Annotated in this window: 17 protein-coding genes; 10 read left to right on the top strand and 7 right to left on the bottom strand. The window is 42.0% G+C overall.

Annotation, left to right across the window (positions count from 1 at the left end; translation table 11 throughout):
* Positions 1 to 273: 273 nt before the first annotated feature.
* The 4 genes from ACKTT2_RS10650 to ACKTT2_RS10635 all read left to right on the top strand — a co-directional run bounded on the left by ACKTT2_RS10650 (position 274) and on the right by ACKTT2_RS10635 (position 4,289).
* Positions 274 to 2,115 (top strand): ABC transporter ATP-binding protein, encoded by a 1,842-nt coding sequence (locus ACKTT2_RS10650; RefSeq protein ID WP_407886481.1) that lies wholly within the window; start codon positions 274 to 276, stop codon positions 2,113 to 2,115.
* Positions 2,116 to 2,205: 90 nt separating this feature from the next.
* A complete protein-coding gene (locus ACKTT2_RS10645) occupies positions 2,206 to 2,445 on the top strand; it encodes a hypothetical protein (RefSeq protein WP_407886479.1) in 240 nt (79 codons plus the stop codon).
* On the top strand, positions 2,442 to 2,708 hold the full coding sequence (locus tag ACKTT2_RS10640) for a type II toxin-antitoxin system RelE family toxin (protein ID WP_407886476.1): 267 nt from the start codon (positions 2,442 to 2,444) through the stop codon (positions 2,706 to 2,708). The genes ACKTT2_RS10645 and ACKTT2_RS10640 overlap by 4 nt, the downstream gene beginning before the upstream one ends.
* A 321-nt stretch (positions 2,709 to 3,029) precedes the next feature.
* The gene (locus ACKTT2_RS10635; RefSeq protein ID WP_407886474.1) at positions 3,030 to 4,289 is read left to right on the top strand and encodes an MFS transporter; all 1,260 of its coding nucleotides are present in this window, start codon (positions 3,030 to 3,032) and stop codon (positions 4,287 to 4,289) included.
* A gap of 248 nt (positions 4,290 to 4,537) precedes the next feature.
* On the opposite strand, the gene ACKTT2_RS10630 is transcribed toward ACKTT2_RS10635, so the two are convergent.
* The gene (locus ACKTT2_RS10630) at positions 4,538 to 5,038 is read right to left on the bottom strand and encodes a nucleoside/nucleotide kinase family protein (RefSeq protein ID WP_407886485.1); all 501 of its coding nucleotides are present in this window, start codon (positions 5,036 to 5,038) and stop codon (positions 4,538 to 4,540) included.
* Complete coding sequence (locus ACKTT2_RS10625; protein WP_407886472.1) at positions 4,984 to 5,868, bottom strand: acyl-CoA dehydrogenase family protein; 885 nt, start codon at positions 5,866 to 5,868, stop codon at positions 4,984 to 4,986. Before ACKTT2_RS10625 ends, ACKTT2_RS10630 begins: the two co-directional genes overlap by 55 nt.
* A gap of 71 nt (positions 5,869 to 5,939) precedes the next feature.
* On the opposite strand from ACKTT2_RS10625, the gene ACKTT2_RS10620 reads away from it, so the two are divergent.
* Entirely contained in the window at positions 5,940 to 6,374 is a 435-nt protein-coding gene (locus ACKTT2_RS10620; protein WP_407886483.1) for an RrF2 family transcriptional regulator, read from the top strand.
* A 119-nt stretch (positions 6,375 to 6,493) separates the two neighbouring features.
* On the top strand, positions 6,494 to 7,153 hold the full coding sequence (locus ACKTT2_RS10615; RefSeq protein WP_407886470.1) for a DUF1003 domain-containing protein: 660 nt from the start codon (positions 6,494 to 6,496) through the stop codon (positions 7,151 to 7,153).
* A gap of 22 nt (positions 7,154 to 7,175) precedes the next feature.
* Here the strand turns inward: ACKTT2_RS10615 and ACKTT2_RS10610 are convergent, their stop codons facing one another.
* The 5 genes from ACKTT2_RS10610 to ACKTT2_RS10590 all read right to left on the bottom strand — a co-directional run bounded on the left by ACKTT2_RS10610 (position 7,176) and on the right by ACKTT2_RS10590 (position 12,833).
* Positions 7,176 to 8,192 carry an ABC transporter substrate-binding protein gene (locus tag ACKTT2_RS10610; RefSeq protein WP_407886468.1) on the bottom strand — a complete coding sequence of 339 codons (1,017 nt, stop codon included), beginning with the start codon at positions 8,190 to 8,192 and terminating at the stop codon, positions 7,176 to 7,178.
* A gap of 32 nt (positions 8,193 to 8,224) precedes the next feature.
* Complete coding sequence (locus ACKTT2_RS10605) at positions 8,225 to 8,878, bottom strand: cysteine dioxygenase family protein (protein ID WP_407886466.1); 654 nt, start codon at positions 8,876 to 8,878, stop codon at positions 8,225 to 8,227.
* Between the two features lie 35 nt (positions 8,879 to 8,913).
* Positions 8,914 to 10,023 carry an LLM class flavin-dependent oxidoreductase gene (locus ACKTT2_RS10600; protein ID WP_407886464.1) on the bottom strand — a complete coding sequence of 370 codons (1,110 nt, stop codon included), beginning with the start codon at positions 10,021 to 10,023 and terminating at the stop codon, positions 8,914 to 8,916.
* A 30-nt stretch (positions 10,024 to 10,053) separates the two neighbouring features.
* Complete coding sequence (locus ACKTT2_RS10595; RefSeq protein WP_407886462.1) at positions 10,054 to 11,091, bottom strand: aliphatic sulfonate ABC transporter substrate-binding protein; 1,038 nt, start codon at positions 11,089 to 11,091, stop codon at positions 10,054 to 10,056.
* 689 nt (positions 11,092 to 11,780) lie between these two features.
* A complete protein-coding gene (locus ACKTT2_RS10590; protein ID WP_407886460.1) occupies positions 11,781 to 12,833 on the bottom strand; it encodes an aliphatic sulfonate ABC transporter substrate-binding protein in 1,053 nt (350 codons plus the stop codon).
* A gap of 26 nt (positions 12,834 to 12,859) precedes the next feature.
* Here ACKTT2_RS10590 and ACKTT2_RS10585 point away from each other — a divergent pair, with 26 nt between their 5' ends.
* From ACKTT2_RS10585 to ACKTT2_RS10570, 4 genes are all read left to right on the top strand, one after another.
* Complete coding sequence (locus ACKTT2_RS10585; RefSeq protein WP_407886458.1) at positions 12,860 to 12,988, top strand: hypothetical protein; 129 nt, start codon at positions 12,860 to 12,862, stop codon at positions 12,986 to 12,988.
* A gap of 768 nt (positions 12,989 to 13,756) precedes the next feature.
* Positions 13,757 to 15,175: an RNA-guided endonuclease IscB gene (gene iscB / locus ACKTT2_RS10580; RefSeq protein ID WP_407886456.1), complete on the top strand. Its 1,419-nt coding sequence runs from the start codon at positions 13,757 to 13,759 to the stop codon at positions 15,173 to 15,175.
* 87 nt (positions 15,176 to 15,262) lie between these two features.
* The gene (locus ACKTT2_RS10575; RefSeq protein ID WP_407886454.1) at positions 15,263 to 16,867 is read left to right on the top strand and encodes an FAD-dependent oxidoreductase; all 1,605 of its coding nucleotides are present in this window, start codon (positions 15,263 to 15,265) and stop codon (positions 16,865 to 16,867) included.
* Positions 16,860 to 17,189, top strand: a complete 330-nt coding sequence (locus tag ACKTT2_RS10570; RefSeq protein WP_407886452.1) for a 4Fe-4S binding protein — start codon at positions 16,860 to 16,862, stop codon at positions 17,187 to 17,189. Before ACKTT2_RS10575 ends, ACKTT2_RS10570 begins: the two co-directional genes overlap by 8 nt.
* The last annotated feature ends 122 nt before the right edge of the window (positions 17,190 to 17,311 follow it).

Below are 17,311 nucleotides of genomic sequence, written 5' to 3'. Positions count from 1 at the left end.
GGTGCTGGCTAATCCAATTATTACTGCTCCCATTATTGGTGCTAGTCGTCCAGAACAACTGACTGACACCCTCAAGGCAGTGGAAGTAAAACTTGACGACAGTTTAAAACAAAAGCTAGACGACATCACTGCTGAATATCGCAAAGGAGATTCTGTGCGCTAAGCTTGTCATTCTAATGCGTCGGTTGCCAACTGTACAGTAAGCCCATCGTATTAAAGAGCGCTGTAAGTGTTGAAAGTTAGTTCTTATCAGTCTGTCAGGGAGAAACTTAAGTGATACGACGCCGCCGTTCTTTAATCAAAAGACCACGTTCATCTCAACCATTCCAACGTGCTGCCGATGCACCACCTCTGCCGTCAACAACCTTCAGGTTCATTTGCTATTTTGTTAACCAGTTCCGTTGGTGGTATGTGGCAATGGTAATTTTGGAGGTGATACACGCAACCTGTGGTATAATGCTGCCTTATGCCATTGGCGAGATCGTCCGAAGCGTGACGCGATCTACGGGCGACACCAGACCCATTTTTGAAGCAGTGAGACAACCTCTGATGCTGTTCACCGTTTTGAGTGTGGGTGAAGTGGTATTCGGGCGAGCAGCTGGTCTTGTGCAGACTCTCCTCCACCCGATCCACCGACAGCAAATTGTCCGCTCCCTATATGCATACTTACAGCAACATTCGCATCGCTATCTGAGCAGTAGTTTTGCTGGGGCATTGGCACATCGTATTAGCGAAACCTCTTTGGGTGTGACGCAAACGATGCAAATGATGATTACTGAGTTTATGCCAGTCATTATTGTATATATTATCTCCGTAATATTACTCAATCACGCCTATCCTCCTCTTGCTGCACTGGTCGGGGTATGGGCAGTTCTTTTCATCAGTATTTCGTTTTGGTTAGCAACTCGTTGCCGAATTCACTCTCGAAGAGCTGCCGCCGCAAGAAGTGACACAACTGGCATTATCGTAGATTCTGTAACAAATCTTATAAGTAGCCGCCTGTTTGCTCGTTTAGGTTTTGAACGACGCTATTTGAATGAGCGATTAAAGTACGAACTCAAAGAGGTGAGAAAGTCAAACTGGTACTCGGAGCGAATCCGCTGGTTTCAGTTTATCTCAGCAGCTATTCTAAAAATCGGCACTCTGTATTACTCGCTCTACCTCTGGAGTCAAGGCAAAATTGCTGCTGCTGACTTCGTGGTAGCCACTAGTTTGTCGCTGTTGATTATTAGTGAAGCTCGTAATTTAAGTAAACGATTTCTAGAGTTTTTTGAACATATCGGTAATATTGCTAATGGTGTCTACACTATTGTTCAACCTCACGAGTTGATCGATCGCGATAACGCAATTGCCCATTCAATTACCCAGGGACGCATTGAATTTCGGCGAGTCAATTTTAACTATTCAACTGAGAAAAAAGTATTCCACAACCTTTCTGTTATCATTGAACCCGGTCAACGTGTGGGGCTAGTGGGCTACTCCGGCTCTGGTAAATCTACTTTTGTCAATTTGATTTTGCGGTTGTTCGACCCCCAATCTGGACAAATTCTTATTGATGGAGTCGATATTCGAGATATGACTCAGGATGCCCTCCACTCCCAGATTAGCTTAATTCCTCAAGATCCATCTCTGTTCCATCGCACGTTACTAGAAAATATTCGTTATGGGCGACTCGAAGCAAGGGATGAAGAAGTTTTTGAAGCATCATCTAAGGCTTATGCCCACGATTTTATCACGCCAATGGCAGAGGGTTATTATTCTCTGGTGGGGGAACGCGGTGTTAAACTATCAGGAGGACAGAGACAGCGTATTGCGATCGCTCGGGTCGTTCTCAAAGATGCACCAATCCTGATTTTAGATGAAGCCACCTCCAGCCTCGACTCGATTACCGAAAAAGCGATCCAAGATACCCTAGATTCAGTGATGCATAATAAAACAACGATTGTAGTAGCTCATCGCTTGTCTACCATCGCCCATCTAGACCGCATTTTGGTGTTCGATGCAGGTCGTATTGTCGAAGATGGTACTCATGCCGAACTCTTAGCACTTGGCGGTGCTTACCATAGGTTATGGAAAATGCAGGTAGATGGATTCCTTCCTGTAGAAGCGGTTTAACAGTTAGTCAAATAATTAGGTATACTTAAACAAGGAATTCCTACGGATGAAAATAAGACAACTTTAAGAAACTTTACAAGAGGTACAAACATGAAAACAGAACACCAAAGGCAAGAAATAATTAAAGCTATTAACATACTGCTAAATCAAGCTTACGATAGTACTTTAGATGAGATCTACGCATTACTTCAAAAAATCGAAGCTGAAGAGGATGAAAACGATTTAAGAGCCTATAATGCTGCTAAAAGTGATAGAGAAAATAATAGTCTTATCGCATGGGATGAAATTAAAAAAGAAATTGCTGATGAAAGAAAAAAGGACGTAGCGTGATTTACGAAATTAAATTCACAAAAGCTGCGCGAAAAATGTTTAGAAAACTCTCTCAAGAATTGCAAGACCGCATACAAATCAAAATAGATGATTTAGCAATAGAACCACGTCCTAACGGAGTTAAAAAGTTACAAGGTAAAGAAAATTCTTATCGAATTAGAGTAGGCGATTATCGCATTATATACGATATTTTTGATGATGTTCTATTGATAAGCGTTGTGGAAATCGGACATCGTAGCCAGGTATATAAAGACAACAGTTAACAATCAAGAAAACTTTGATGGGCAATGCCCACCTAGCCCTTTTAAGGTAAAGGTTTATACTAAATAAGTAAATGTTGAACTACCTTTAGCAAATAAAACCACTCAGGAGTAAAGTTAGAGGAATCTGCATTCTAGCGAATCGATCGGCAAGGTTCTAATAGCTTGACAATCTCGTAAATTTAATATTCAATGGCTTTTGAGAAACGCTTCAATCCGGTTCTTTCCCTATCAAGAGAGGAATTCATTAGCAAGATCGGCACTGGTATTCCTGCTAAACCACTGGAGATGGAGACCATTATACGCTACAACCAGGGGCGCTAGATGGATAAGGTGAAAACCAAAACCGTAGTTTTAGGACTAAGGGAAAATCTAACCCAGTTCGGTTTGCTCGTCCTTGTTAATGCCTTTGTTGGCGGTATGGTCGGGCTAGAGCGCACTGTTTTGCCGTTAATTGCTGAACAGGATTTTGGACTAACATCCAAAAGTGCGATTCTTTCCTTCATTGTGAGTTTTGGAATCGTCAAGGCATTGACCAATCTAATTACAGGGCGCTACTCAGAGGTGGTGGGTCGCAAAAATCTTTTAGTTTTGGGCTGGCTCGTAGGGCTACCCGTACCTTGGTTGATTATTTGGGCACCTTCTTGGGGTTGGGTTACGGTTGCGAATGTCTTACTGGGGATGAACCAAGGGCTGTGTTGGTCTACCACAGTCATCATGAAAATTGACTTGGTAGGTTCAATACGACGTGGTTTTGCAATGGGGTTAAACGAATTTGCAGGTTATATCGCTGTGTCTCTAGCTGCTTTAGCTTCAGGTTATCTGGCAAGTCTTTATGGTTTACGCCCTGTTCCGTTTTACTTAGGCATTGGGTTTGCCGTTCTAGGATTAGTGTTATCTATTCTCTTTGTGTGCGATACCACTGAACACGCTCGAACTGAAACCAAAAATCGAAGTGCAACTCAGTCCCTCAGTGGAGAAGCTCTTTCCTTTTGGGAAGTGTTTCAAAAATCAAGCTGGGGCGATCGCAATCTATTTTCCTGTAGCCAAGCTGGGTTAGTGAATAACCTTAACGACGGCATGGCTTGGGGGCTATTTCCGCTGTTTTTTGCCAGTGCCGGAATTGACGTGAATCGCATTGGCATCTTAGCGGCGGTCTATCCGGCAGTCTGGGGACTGGCACAACTTATCACCGGAGGGCTGTCAGATCTTTGGGGACGCAAGTGGTTGATTTCTGCGGGAATGTGGATTCAGGCAGTGGGAATTTGGTTGATTGTTGCAACCCGTGATTTTCAGCCCTGGACAGCCGGAATGATTTTGCTGGGGTTAGGAACAGCCTTTGTCTACCCCACGTTACTCGCTGCGATCGGTGATGTAGCGCATCCCACTTGGAGAGCTTCAGCCGTTGGTGTTTATCGAATGTGGCGAGATCTGGGATACGCTATCGGTGCTCTAATGACAGGCATTGTTGCAGACTTGCTAGGACTCTCGTCAGCGATTAGTTTGGTGGCTCTCGTGACGTTTGCATCTGGAGTAATTGTAGCGTTTAGAATGCAAGAAACCAGTCATAGAATCCTAAAATGAATACTATTCAACTAGCAACTCGGCATTAGATCTGTTGCAATATATTTTTCGTTTGTCGTATATTTCATAGTTAAATTTATCTGCGTCCATCTGCGTTCATCTGCGGTTAATTATTCTTTCTGTACCTCATGAATGTGGGAATTGCCGTAATTATTCTTTTTACTAAGATAATATAGCCATTTGTATAAATATCCAGCGCCTCCAAATTAGGAAGGCAGTAAAAGAAGCCGTCTGTAACTTTGTTTCAGTTAACAAATTTTTAAGAGTTCCAAATCAGGTGCATTCAAATTATTATTATTGACTATAATATGTGCTTTCAACATTGGATTACAGTCATCTATATACATCATTGATGCCTTATGATAGCGCTCTAAATACCTTTTTTCTGCTGCTGATTCTCCTCCAAGGCGTGCTCGATCTCTTTGAATACCTCGATTTAAAGCAATTTTAAAATCAGTATGAAAAAAAATGCGAAAGTCCCAATAATCATTTAGCTTTTCTTTAAACAAGAAAGTGCCATCAACAACTAGAATTGTATTTCTAGCCGCAACTTGTGGCTCAGGATTTACAGAAATATCTGTTTCTAAGTCAAGAGATTTAGTTTGATAAGTTAAATTACCTCCTTTACCCAATGGTTTTAGTAGACGTTTTATAAGTGCATCATAATCATGAGCATTCTCATAATAAGCATGAGCTAAACTTTGAGCTTCGTAATAGCGTAGCTTTTTGGGGTTATGAAAATCATCGATAGATGCTTTAATACAGGGATAGCCTCGGCTGCTTGTAGCACGATCGCTTCGGCTGCAAAGGCGTTGGCAGCAATCTGACCGACAGTCTGCTGCAAGAGCGGGTCATCTGCTGCTTGCTCGGCTACAGCATGGTAAAAAGTCCGAGGTCGGGTATGGACGAGCTTTTTTGCATCCTCTAAAACACTACGAATAATACCAGCGTTAATTGCAGTCAGAAACAATTGTGGGACAATGTTGTAAGGTGAGTTATCTTTGTCTGTATCTGTATCAAAAAATACTTCATCTGCTTCTACGCGAACATTTGTGAACGTAGTAGTTCCCGTACCCGTCAGCCTTTGCCCAAATCCGTCCCAGTCATCCACAAGCTCAATCCCCTCGCGTTTAGTAGGTAGCAGCGCGATCGCTATGGTATCGTCAGGTGCTAGTAGTCGCACGAATATCCAGTCTGCATAAAGGCTACCAGTACTGTAATATTTCGTCCCGTTTAGACGATAGCCATCGTTATCGGGTGTCAATTTCGTATTCACCACCGCACCACCGCCAGCTCGTTTGACTTCTAGTTCGGTTGAAGCAAGTCCAATAATCGCCCCATCAACAATTGCCTTCAGCCATCGACGATTCCTCTCACTACGCTGAGAACGTAAAATCCGCTCCGTCACAGAGAAATGGTTCCGCACAATGTGAGCAACATTTGGATCGGCTTCCCCTAATCGAATGACGACCTCAAAAGGAAAGAAGGGATACGATCGCGATCGGTCGATCCAATGTATTGCATAACTGTATCTTATACCATTGATTATATTTATTTCTATATTTAGACATATTGACAAAATTCGCTTGCTTTTCAGGTGTGTTGAATGTATACTTATTGACCATGAGAAGGACAAATTTTCTTGTGCCAATGCAACTAACGAACAAACTTAAATACTCAATACTAGCCTTGTTAGCGCTGACAAAAAATCATGGCAACAGCGAACCATTGCAAACGCACGAAATAGAAGCGCTACAAGGTTTAGCTAACCGCAATTTAGAATCACTGTTAACAACTTTAAAACGTGGTGGTTTGGTTAAGAGTATACGTGGCTCTCAAGGAGGTTATCTTCTGGCGCGAGAACCTGAAGAGATTACAATTTTGGATGTTTTTAGTTGTGTTGAAGAATTAGATACTTTTCTATCACCAAAGTCCACTTCACTGAAAATTACAGAGAAAAGTTTAATACAGGATTTACGGGTTGAAACATATCAAGCTGCTTTTTCGGTTCTACAAAAGTATACGCTCTCAAACCTTTATCATCAGCAAGAAAAGTTAAGAACAGTGCATATGTACTATATTTGAGAGTACCATCATTTTTATCTATCACTTTGAAAACAAAGAGTATTTGCTCTTATCGTTGGCTCGGCGTACATTAAGAGACATGAGGCGAAACACAAATAACAAAAACGCTGAGGTGCAAGATGAAGCTGACAAATAAAACATTATCAAACCCTGCTGATACAAAAGTTGTTCAAAATTCCTCTATTGTTGAGAAACAGCAATCTGTCACCCAAAACATCACAACTCAAGAATTGACACCAGGACAGCGCCTTGCAGATAAATTAGCAGCACAAGTAGGTTCTTGGGGATTTCTCATCGGTCAAAGTGCGATATTGGCAGGATGGGTCGGTGTGAATTCCATACCAGGATTGCCTCATTGGGATGAGTCACCATTCATGATGCTAAACTTAGTTTTTTCCTTTGCATCAGCTTACACAGCTCCTGTAGTGTTGATGAGTCAGAACCGTCAATCGGATACTGACCGCAGAAATGCTGAAATTGACTACCAAGTGAATCTTAGAGCCGGACAAAATATTGAACTTTTGCATGAGAAATTGGATGAATTGCATGCTCAAAAGTTAAATGAACTAACACAAATCATTAAAGAGCAACAACAAGCTATGAATGAGATTAAACTCGCTTTAGTGACTGAATCTCAAACGGTTAAATTACATTTAGTGACTCCAAGTAACGTTCAAACCAATCATAAATTTCCTTCAACTTCCCATCATGGACTTTTGAGTGCAGAGCAACAAATTGAGAACAATAAAAAAGTTTCTGAAGAGTTGGTTCGTTGGTAAGAGTTAAAATCCACGCATGATATCACCCTTTGCACTGGGAGATTGCTTCGCTAAAGGTATTATCCCATAGTGGTTCCACATTAAGCTTGGATGGGATCGCACCAGCTTTGAAAAAAGTGTCTGCAACCTTTTGCTGAGATGAGATTGCGCTTTTTGAGATGGGGAACAACTCAAAACGACGCTGTTGTAATCCTTCCTTGGCATCTTGGTAAACAATATCTTCATCAACACTAATAGCAGACGCATAGCTTTTTGACCATGCCCTAACATTGGAGTCGCGCCAAACTTGAGATTTTTTAATTCGACAGAGAAAGTCAGAAATCGCTGCTTTCTTATTTGGATCTGCGATCGCACTAGGTTCTGCTATGATAACGAAGTTTCCGCTCAAAATATCCTTTGCTGACTTAAGAACCTTAGCACCATCTTTCTTAGCTTGTGGAATTGAGTAACCGTAAGTCGCCCAAGCATCAAGATCTCCCTTTCTAAAGGCAGACAGTCCGTCGGGGATAGACAAAGGAATGGCATTGACATCCTTAAGTGTTAGACCCACTTGTTCCAACATCCGAATTAGAAAGTAGTGAGCAGTTGTAGCTTTGACGTAACCCACTTTTTTCCCTTTGAGATCGGCGATTGTCTTTGCCTTAGAGTTTTTTGGTACTAGCACGACTTGACCTACAGTTGGTCCTCTAGTTGTCGCGATTATTTTGACTGACCCTTGGGAATTAACTGCAAAAATGGGTGGTATTTCACTGGCGGATGCAATGTCAATGGCATTTGCGTTAATTGCTTGTACCATCAAATTTCCGCCTGTAAATTCTGAGTACTTAACTTGATAAGGAAATTTATCTAGTCCAGCTAGTTTAAGCTGGAGATCCCAACCACCTTTGTACTTCGCAACCCGTAGCGTTACATCTGATAAATTGGCAGGCGAAGCATTTTGGGAATTGCTACTAGTGCTAAATCCGATCGCCAACGTTACATAAAAACTGAGAGTCAACAATAACACTAAACTTGAAAAGAGTTTTTGCTGATGAGACACGTTTGTTTTTCCTTAAAATATAGGCTAGGGCGTTATTTCCCTACCCCTCTAAAAGGTGCATTAGAGTATCCAGAGCGAAATGCTCGCACACTTTGAGTTTCTAAATTATACTGATGTCGCCAAACACTACCAGTATCGTTTCCCATTACATGAATCGAGACTGATGGGGTAAAGACTGTTGTAGCCTTCACAGAGTGAATATCTTGGTCGGGAGGTAAAATGTGATAAACACGACCTTTTTTAACCTGATAAACATCTATCTTTTCTAATTGGGCGTGTCCTTCTAGTTCGCCGTTATCCACGCGACGGTAAACGGTTTCCTCTTGTCCGCCTTTATATAGACCTACCAATCCCCAAGATAGATGATCGTGGATGGGAGTTGTTGAACCTGGGGGAATCACTAAGCTAAAGATGGTGAGCGATCGCTCTTTCGATCTATACAATAACCATTGACCGATGCTACTTCCCATATTGCTGTCAGAATTTGGTTGTGCAAATCGTTCGGGTAACCAACCGTTTTGTTTGAGAAGTTGAGAGAAATAGGGTTCTATGGTAGTGAGAGTTTCAGAGCGATCGCGAGTTGTGGAAACAATGTTTTGAACTATGTTGACAAAGGAGCGCAGTTCGGAGCGATCGACAAACCATTGGTCTACTTCTAGAGGTTCAAGAGTGGTACTGTAAGTCATAAAAGGATACCCGGATTGTTTTGGTAAATATCAAACTAAGAAACAGTTACTGTTTGTCGATCGAGACTTTGGACTAACCCTCGCACCAAAGGAATGACGTCACGACCATAGGCGATCGCATCTTCCACCGGGTCAAAACCGCGAATTAATAAAGTTGTTACCCCTGCTTGATAGTAATCAAAGAGTGACTCAGCCACCTGTTCTGGTGTTCCAACGAGAGCAGTCGTATTGCCATAAGCACCTGTAGCTGCAGCAATGGGAGTCCATAAACGCTTATCGTGAATTTCACTTTCTTGGGCAAACTCTAGTAATCGTTGCGAACCAACAGATTGAGGTCTGGCTGAAGTACCGACAGGCAATTTTAACCCTGCATCTGCACGAGTTTGTTTAATCCGCGACAAAATATAATGTGCTTTCTCCCATGCTTTTTCCTCTGTTTCACCCAAGATAGGACGTAAAGAAATACTAAATCGTAAAGGTTTTCCTACTGGTGCTAAGGCTTTCACTTCTGCTATTCGTTGTTTGATTGCAGCTAGCGGTTCTCCCCAAAAAGCATAAACATCACTGTGCTTTGCACCAATACCAACAGCAGCACCAGAAGCACCACCAAAATATATTGGTATATAGGGTTTCTGTAGCGGTTTTACTTCAGAAAAAGTATTCTTTAGGTTGTAAAACTCACCTTTATAATCGAAGGGCGAATCGCTCGTCCAAATCCGTCGCAAAATTTCCAAATATTCATCTGTACGGTAGTAGCGGATATCGTGGTCTAGCCAATCTCCATCCTTTTGCTGTTCGACATCGCTACCACCTGTAATGATATGGACAGCAATTCGACCATTGGTAAAGTGGTCAAGGGTTGCTAGTTTGCGTGCTGCTAGTGTGGGAGCTACAAAACCAGGTCGATGAGCTAGCAAAAACTTCAGTTTCTCTGTAACTGAAGCAGCATAACTGACCACACTAAAACCGTCGGGTCCGGATGAACTATAACCTACTAGAACTCTATCGAAACCACCATCTTCATGAATTTTTGCAAACTTACGAACATAATCTGGATTGACAGTTCCACCAGTAAGGGTAACAGTGGGACTTTGCAACTCTGAAGCAGGACGTGTCCCAATCATTCCAATGAATTCAACTGGCATAAATTTTGCTCCTAGAGATTTGGTTAGTTGTTAAGTACCAAGCGGACATACAGCAGCAGCAATATCGACTCGTTGGGGAATAATCTTTTGCTCTAACAACCAGTCAGCAGTTTTTTGAAGATTAGTGATATCTTCTGGAGTGGGAAAAGTGTATGATTCCGGACCTCGATTCTTAGTTGCTTGCTTAGCTACGGCGTTAGAGACTTTAAGTTCCTTGACCATAAAATCGGCTGCAGCAGTTGTGTTTTGATTGAGCCATTCACCATCTTTGCTTAAAGCAGTTAGAGCAGCTTTTACAGCAGTTGGATTTTCAGTAGCTGCTCCACTCCGCACAACCATAATGCCGTAGGTAGGAGCTGGATGGGTTGTGGTAATTCTTCTTGCACCATGCTCTAGTTCGGCAATAGAAACATAAGGTTCCCAGACCGCCCAAGCATCAACAGAGCTTTGGTAAAGAGCGGGTGCAGCGTCATTGGGTGACAAGTAGACGCGCTGGACTTTCTCTTTAGGAATTTTCTCTTTTTCCAAAACTTTTAATAACAAATACTCACCTGCACCTCCTTGATTGACTGCTACTTTTTTACCAATCAGATCGGCTAGTTTACGGATAGATGAATTTCCACGGACTAGGATGGCATTGCCTAAAGCTTCTGGTTTAGGACGCTGTACAGAGCCGATGCAAAGCGGTTGTTTAGCAGCAATTCCAGAGATAGAAGGGATATCACCACATCCACCAATGTCAGCCCGGTTCCCATTGAGAGCTTGGAGGAGTGTAGCACATCGGTCAAACGGACCACTCCATTCGACTTTGATATTTTGAGCCGCTAACTGGCGTTCCAATTCTCCACGCTGACGTGCGATCGGGATAATCCCTCCTTTTTGGTAGCCCAACCTAATTGCGTTATTTTTTTCTTGAATTTGGTTGCTAACGGGTTTGGCAGAAGAATTTGAAGATTGAGCAGCACCATTTACAGTAGTTTGGGTGCAACCAGATGCTATAAAACTGATACAAAAAATTGTAATTAACACACTGCTGTATTGAAAGCGCCACTGTTGCAATGGATTCATGACAATTCACTTCTCAATATCAATAGTTAGGAGCACAATTAGCGGAAACATTCATACCATACGTGGAATTTATATTGAGAAAGTCATGTGTATGGCAGTTCTACCAATTCTCTATATTAAAGCGACAGATTGAAACCCCCCTAGCCCCCCTTAACAAGGGGGGAAAGTTTTTAAAGTCTCCCTTTTTAAGGGGGATTTAGGAGGATCGTGTGTAGCAATCATTTGGAGAATTGGTATTCCACTTTCGTGAAGTACTTTAAGAGAGAATTAACCGCAGATGAACGCGGATGGACGCTGATAAATTTGTACCTTAGCAGACTAGAAAACGCCATAGATTTGATTTTAATCAGTTACCTACCGCGTTGTTTATTTTTTACTAAAACTTTACCGACGAACCGTATTTTACATCTAAACAAGACTTTTGCATAAATAGCTAAAAAAATCAAGTCAAGTTTTGTTGAGTTTTTTTAGAGTCAGCTAGAACTCAACTGATATCGAGTTTATAGTTTAGATTGTGCTTTCCATTACTTTTTCAAATCAGCAGTAGTTATATTGCTCATCATCAGAAAAAATATGCCGGAATTGTAAAAATCCGGCAGAAACTATGCACTCACTAAGTTAACTGGAAACAGGCGTGGTAGATTTTGCGAAGACGCATCCAATCAAACTAGTTTTGTAGCCAATTAAGTCTACAATTGACCGAGCTTTCGAGGTGTAATGGTTCGTAATATTTCGATGGATGGTATAGCATCCCGAACATCTATTTTTCGAGGAATGACTTTTTCCTCAAAATAGAAATCAGCTACCTTTTGTTGTTCGGCAATAATGGCGGGTGTCAGTGCTCTTAACCGACGAACGACTCGGCGTGATACTGTTTCTAAAACTGATGGGTCAATTTTTACCTCACCAGCAAGAGCTTTGGCAGCTTCTTTTGGGTTTTTGTCAGCCCATTCTCCTACTTTCTCTGCTTCCTCTAAAAACACCCGCACTAATTCCGGATTTTGAGTGACAAATTGACGTCTGGCAATATAAAATCCACCCAAGGTGTTAATACCACCTGCATTTCTTAAATTACGAATAGGGATACTTTTTTCTACAAGAGCCAAAAAGGGATCGCCACCTACCCACACCTCAACTTTATTTTGAATAAAGGCATCGCGGGCTTCAGATGGAGTTAGACCAAGGACTTGAACATCAGTAACTTTCAAATTCACCTCTTTCAAGGCTTTTGCTAATAAATAATGTGCATTCGAGCCCCTCTGAAAAGCGACTTTCTTACCTTTCAAATCTGACACTTTCTTGATTGGAGAATCAGCTCTTACTATAATGCCTTGGTTCACCCCTTTGCTAGGTCTACGTCCAGCAATATAAATAACTTCTGTTATGCCTGCAGCTTGAGAAAATATTGGTGGTGTCTCTCCTACATTACCAATATCAACTTTACCTGCATTCATCGCTTCTATTAGTTGCGGTCCAGCAGGAAATGGTCCCACCCAATTTACAGTTACACCTAATGCCTTGAAACGTGGTTCTACAACTTTTCTGGCTTTGACTATATCTCCAGAAGTTTGATATGCTAAGTTAATGACTTTTGATTTAAATCCTCCAGGTTTTGTTTGTGCTTGAGTGGTTTGAATTTGACTACCAAAGAAAGGCGTTGATAGTGCAAAAATTCCTACCATTGTATATTGCACAATCCGCTTTAATGCTGTGCGACGTTGTGGAAAGAATAGTATTTTCATAACTGTTCAAACAATTTCTTGGATCGATGTTTTCAATTAAGCAGCTTCAACTTTGTTATTTGGCAAAAACTTGTTCCTACATCACTAGTTTTGCTGAGATTGACAAAGTTGAATGTATCGATATGGTTTTAACCTCTGCGATCGCATTGCTGTAATATGGATAAAGTCGAGATTAGATTCTTAAAAAAATCTAACTCCCTGGGTTGCTTCTCAGACCAACCATAAATTTTCTATTTCTTTCACCTCTTTTACCAATAAATTAGAGCTTTTTATTTTTAATTTTCATAAATTCGATTGATTAACCGTATTTTCGATATAACAGATTCTTCCACAGTTCGATTCAAAATGCAAGTAGGGACGCAATACGACTCTGGACAATTCATTGATTGAGCGATCGCGAAAATTCCTCTTCCTTACCCCTATCTCTTACTCCGTATTTTCAAGGAGTCGATCGCATGAGTACAGAAGAGGTTTACATACCCGAAGTTGACACCAACGGGTAAGACCTCTGATTAAAATTTTTTTAAATACGGTAAATTTATCAAATTATAGTATTATAATATAGAGGTTGTTTATCCCTAACAATCATTTAAGAAATTAGGAGAACCAGCAACCGTAAGCAACCCCCGGATTGAATCCGGGGGCTTCGACAAAACCCAGTTTTAGTTGAAGCCCTAGCTTACCAGACTCAGTACCCAACGGGAGAACCAGTCGCCTACAGAGGGAAACCCTCTTGCAGCGCTGGTTCACTGCAAGGTACTACGTTAACAGTAAATGTTAAAGAACCTACCTTGGGATGCGAAGCTAGTTCCAAGCTCTAGAACCAAACGATTAAACATCTGTATGGGTTAAGGAAGTGTCGTTTGGATAGTTACTGACTGTTAACTTTGTCGAAGCTAACATTACCCGAAAGGAGGCTCCTTGTGAGCAAAGTTTTTGTAATTGATACCAACAAGCGTCCACTAGATCCAATTCATTCCGCTACAGCAAGACAGCTATTACGAAATAAAAAAGCTGCTGTTTATAGGCGGTTCCCTTTTACTTTGATTTTAAAAGAAGCGAAAACAGATGTAGAAGTTCAACCATTGCGATTAAAGGTTGACCCAGGTTCCCAAACAACAGGCATCGCTTTAGTTAACGATGTAACTGGAGAGGTTGTATTTGCGGCTGAAATTAAGCATCGAGGTTTTGCAATTCGAGAATCTTTAACTTCTAGAAAACGACTCCGTAGAAGTAGAAGAAATCGAAAAACTAGATATCGCCAACCACCAAAGCACGAATGGTTTAGGAAAGGTAACAAACAACCTTGTCCAAAACAACGTCGAGCTATGTGGTTAGCTCCTAGTTTAAGGAGTCGTGTTGATAACATAAAAACTTGGGTTGAAAGATTGCATAAAGTAGCGCCAATTGAAGCTATATCACAAGAATTAGTACGCTTTGATATGCAATTAATACGTCATCCAGAAATATCTGGAAAAGAATATCAACAAGGAACTTTATATGGCTATGAAACTAGAGAATATCTTCTGGAAAAGTGGAATAGACAATGTGTATATTGTGGAATAAAAGATGTTCCTCTCCAAATAGAACACATTCACGCTTCGTGCAAAGGAGGAAGTAATTCAATCACCAACTTAACTTTATCTTGTAAAAAATGTAATCTCAAAAAAGGGACAAAAGATATTAAGAACTTTCTCAAAAAAGACCCGGCGAGGTTAGAAAAAATTTTGCAGCAACTCATACAACCCCTTGCAGATGCTGCTGCTGTTAACACAACTCGGCTTGCATTGCTTGAAACCCTGAAAGCAACTCTGTTACCTGTAGAAACGGGAAGTGGTGGATTGACTAAATTCAATAGAACTCAACAAGGATTACCCAAAGAACATTATTTTGACGCTGCTTGTGTTGGTAAATCAACTCCAGAGAAATTAATTATTAAAGGAGTCAAACCATTGATAATTAAGGCGACAGGACATGGAAACCGACAAATGTGTGGAACTGATAAATACGGATTTCCTATTCGTCACCGTAGTAAAAAACAAATTCATTTTGCTTTTCAAACTGGAGATATTGTTAAAGCAGTTGTCACTAATGGTAAAAAGATTGGGGAGTACATTGGACGGGTTCTTTGCCGTGCTACAGGTAATTTTGATATTGTGAGCCACTCCGTTGCGGAGAGAAGTTGCAAGGAGGGTTTCCCTCCGGGCAAACTTCGGGGGGTTCCCCCCGTTGTAGGAAGTGGCGAACCCGTAAGGGCTACCAAAACAAAAAGAGTAGCGGGTGTTAGTCACAAATATTGTAAACACATTCACAGAAAGGATGGCTACTCGTATGCATTCTAAGATATTTGGACTGCCATTGAAATGGCACGAGTCGCGTTTCCCCCGTGGTCTAAAGACACACGGCTTCCACGCTCCCGGAGGTTTACGGTGAGTGCTTATGATTCAAAGCTAGTATCTACCCTTGGTTCGCATATAGATTTAGAGGCAGAAGTCCTCGTCATTGGAGGTGGACCAGCAGGCACTTGGGCAGCATGGAGTGCTGCAACTCAAGGAGCAAAAGTTATTCTTGCAGATAAGGGTTACTGCGGCACTAGTGGAGCCACAGCAGCAGCTGGTACAACAGTTTGGTATGTTTCCAATCCTGACAACCGCGAGACAGAGTTGTCTAGAAGAGAAACTTTGGGAGGATTTCTGAGCGATCGCGATTGGATGAACCGTGTCTTAGATCGAGCTAGGCTTAACCTAAATCGGCTGGTAGAGTGGGGCTATCCCTTTTCCAGAGATGATAACGGACATCTCTATCTTCCTTCACTGCATCAAGGAGCAGAGTATATGCGGTTGATGAGAAAGCAAGTGAAAAAGGTAGGCGTAAAAATCCTCGACCACAGCCCCGTACTGGAACTATTAGTAGATGCAGACGGTGCTGTAGCAGGGGCGAAAGGGATGAATCGGCAGACAGGGGAGCACTGGACAATCCGAGCAGGGGCTGTCATTTTGGCAACTGGGGGATGCGCCTTCCTCAGCAAAACCTTGGGATGCAATGTCCTAACAGGAGACGGGTATTTGATGGCGGCTGAAGTTGGTGCTCAATTATCAGGCATGGAGTTTTCCAATGCTTACGCCCTAACTCCCGCTTTTGCTTCCGTTACTAAAGGTGCATATTATCGCTATGCAACTTTTACTTATGAGGATGGTACTGTTATTGAGGGAAAAGATCGCCGAGATATTGCCCGTATCTTGCTAACCCAACCCGTTTATGCTTGTATTGATAAAGCGACTGAAGAAGAAAAAAGTTGGATGAGAACAATTCAACATAATTTCTTCTTACCTTTTGAGCGAGTTGGAATCGATCCCTTTACCCAACGATTCCCCGTGACGTTACGTTTAGAGGGAACTGTCCGAGGTACAGGTGGATTGCGAATTGTTGATGAAACTTGTGCTACATCTGTTCCCGGTCTTTATGCTGTTGGAGATGCTGCAACACGAGAACTCATTTGCGGTGGTGCTTCAGGAGGTGGTAGCCCTAATGCAGCATGGGCAAGTGCTTCTGGCGATTGGGCGGGTGAAGCGGCTGCTCTCTATGCCCGTCAATTAGGAAGCCAAGCGAATAGGCGATCGCTACATAGAATTGATGGAGCAACACTCAGTCCAAGCACTCGTACTTTTGCGCCAACAGATATAATTCGTGCAGTGCAAGCAGAGGTGCTTCCATGCGATCGCAATCTATTTCGTACAGAACAAGGTTTATCAGAATCCCTTAAGAGGCTGCATGAATTGTGGAATGAAATTCGCAATGCATCAGTGCAGTCAGATCGGCAAACAATTCAAGCGAGAGAAACTGCTGCAATGGTTGCAACAGCGAGGTGGATGTATGCCACTGCTTTAGAACGAAAAGAATCTCGCGGTATGCACAAACATGAAGACTATTCCCAAACCGATGTAAAACAACAACACCGTTTGCTAAGTGGTGGACTAGATAGTGTTTGGGTCAAACCGGAAAAGGAGGGAGTAGGGAGTAGGAAATATGATTGAATTAGTCAGTGAATCTCGTTGTATCCAATGCAATATTTGTGTAAATGTTTGCCCAACCAATGTCTTTGACAAAGTACCTAATTCTCCTCCTACAATTGCTCGTAAAAGCGATTGTCAAACCTGTTATATTTGTGAATTATATTGCCCCGTTGATGCTTTGTTTGTTGCTCCGCAAGCAGATGAATCCGTTGCAGTTGATGAGGAGACTTTAGTAGATTCGGGATTGCTTGGAACTTACCGCAAAAAGCTAGGATGGGGACGAGGACGCACTCCATCTGCTCAAAGAGAACAGTCTGCCAAATTTTTCAAATATTCTCCATAGCTTGAGAATCTCTGTACACACAAGTTGGATTTACCCCCCTTAATCCCCCCTTATAAAGGGGGGAAACTAGATTTCCAGTCCCCTCCCCTTTATAAGGGGAGGGCTAGGGTGGGGGAAAACTG

The organism is Scytonema hankhaensis NUACC26 (assembly GCF_045865695.1).
Lineage (GTDB): Bacteria > Cyanobacteriota > Cyanobacteriia > Cyanobacteriales > Nostocaceae > Scytonema.
Note: the sequence above shows the minus strand (reverse complement) of the source record. Positions and strands in the feature narration are given on the sequence as shown.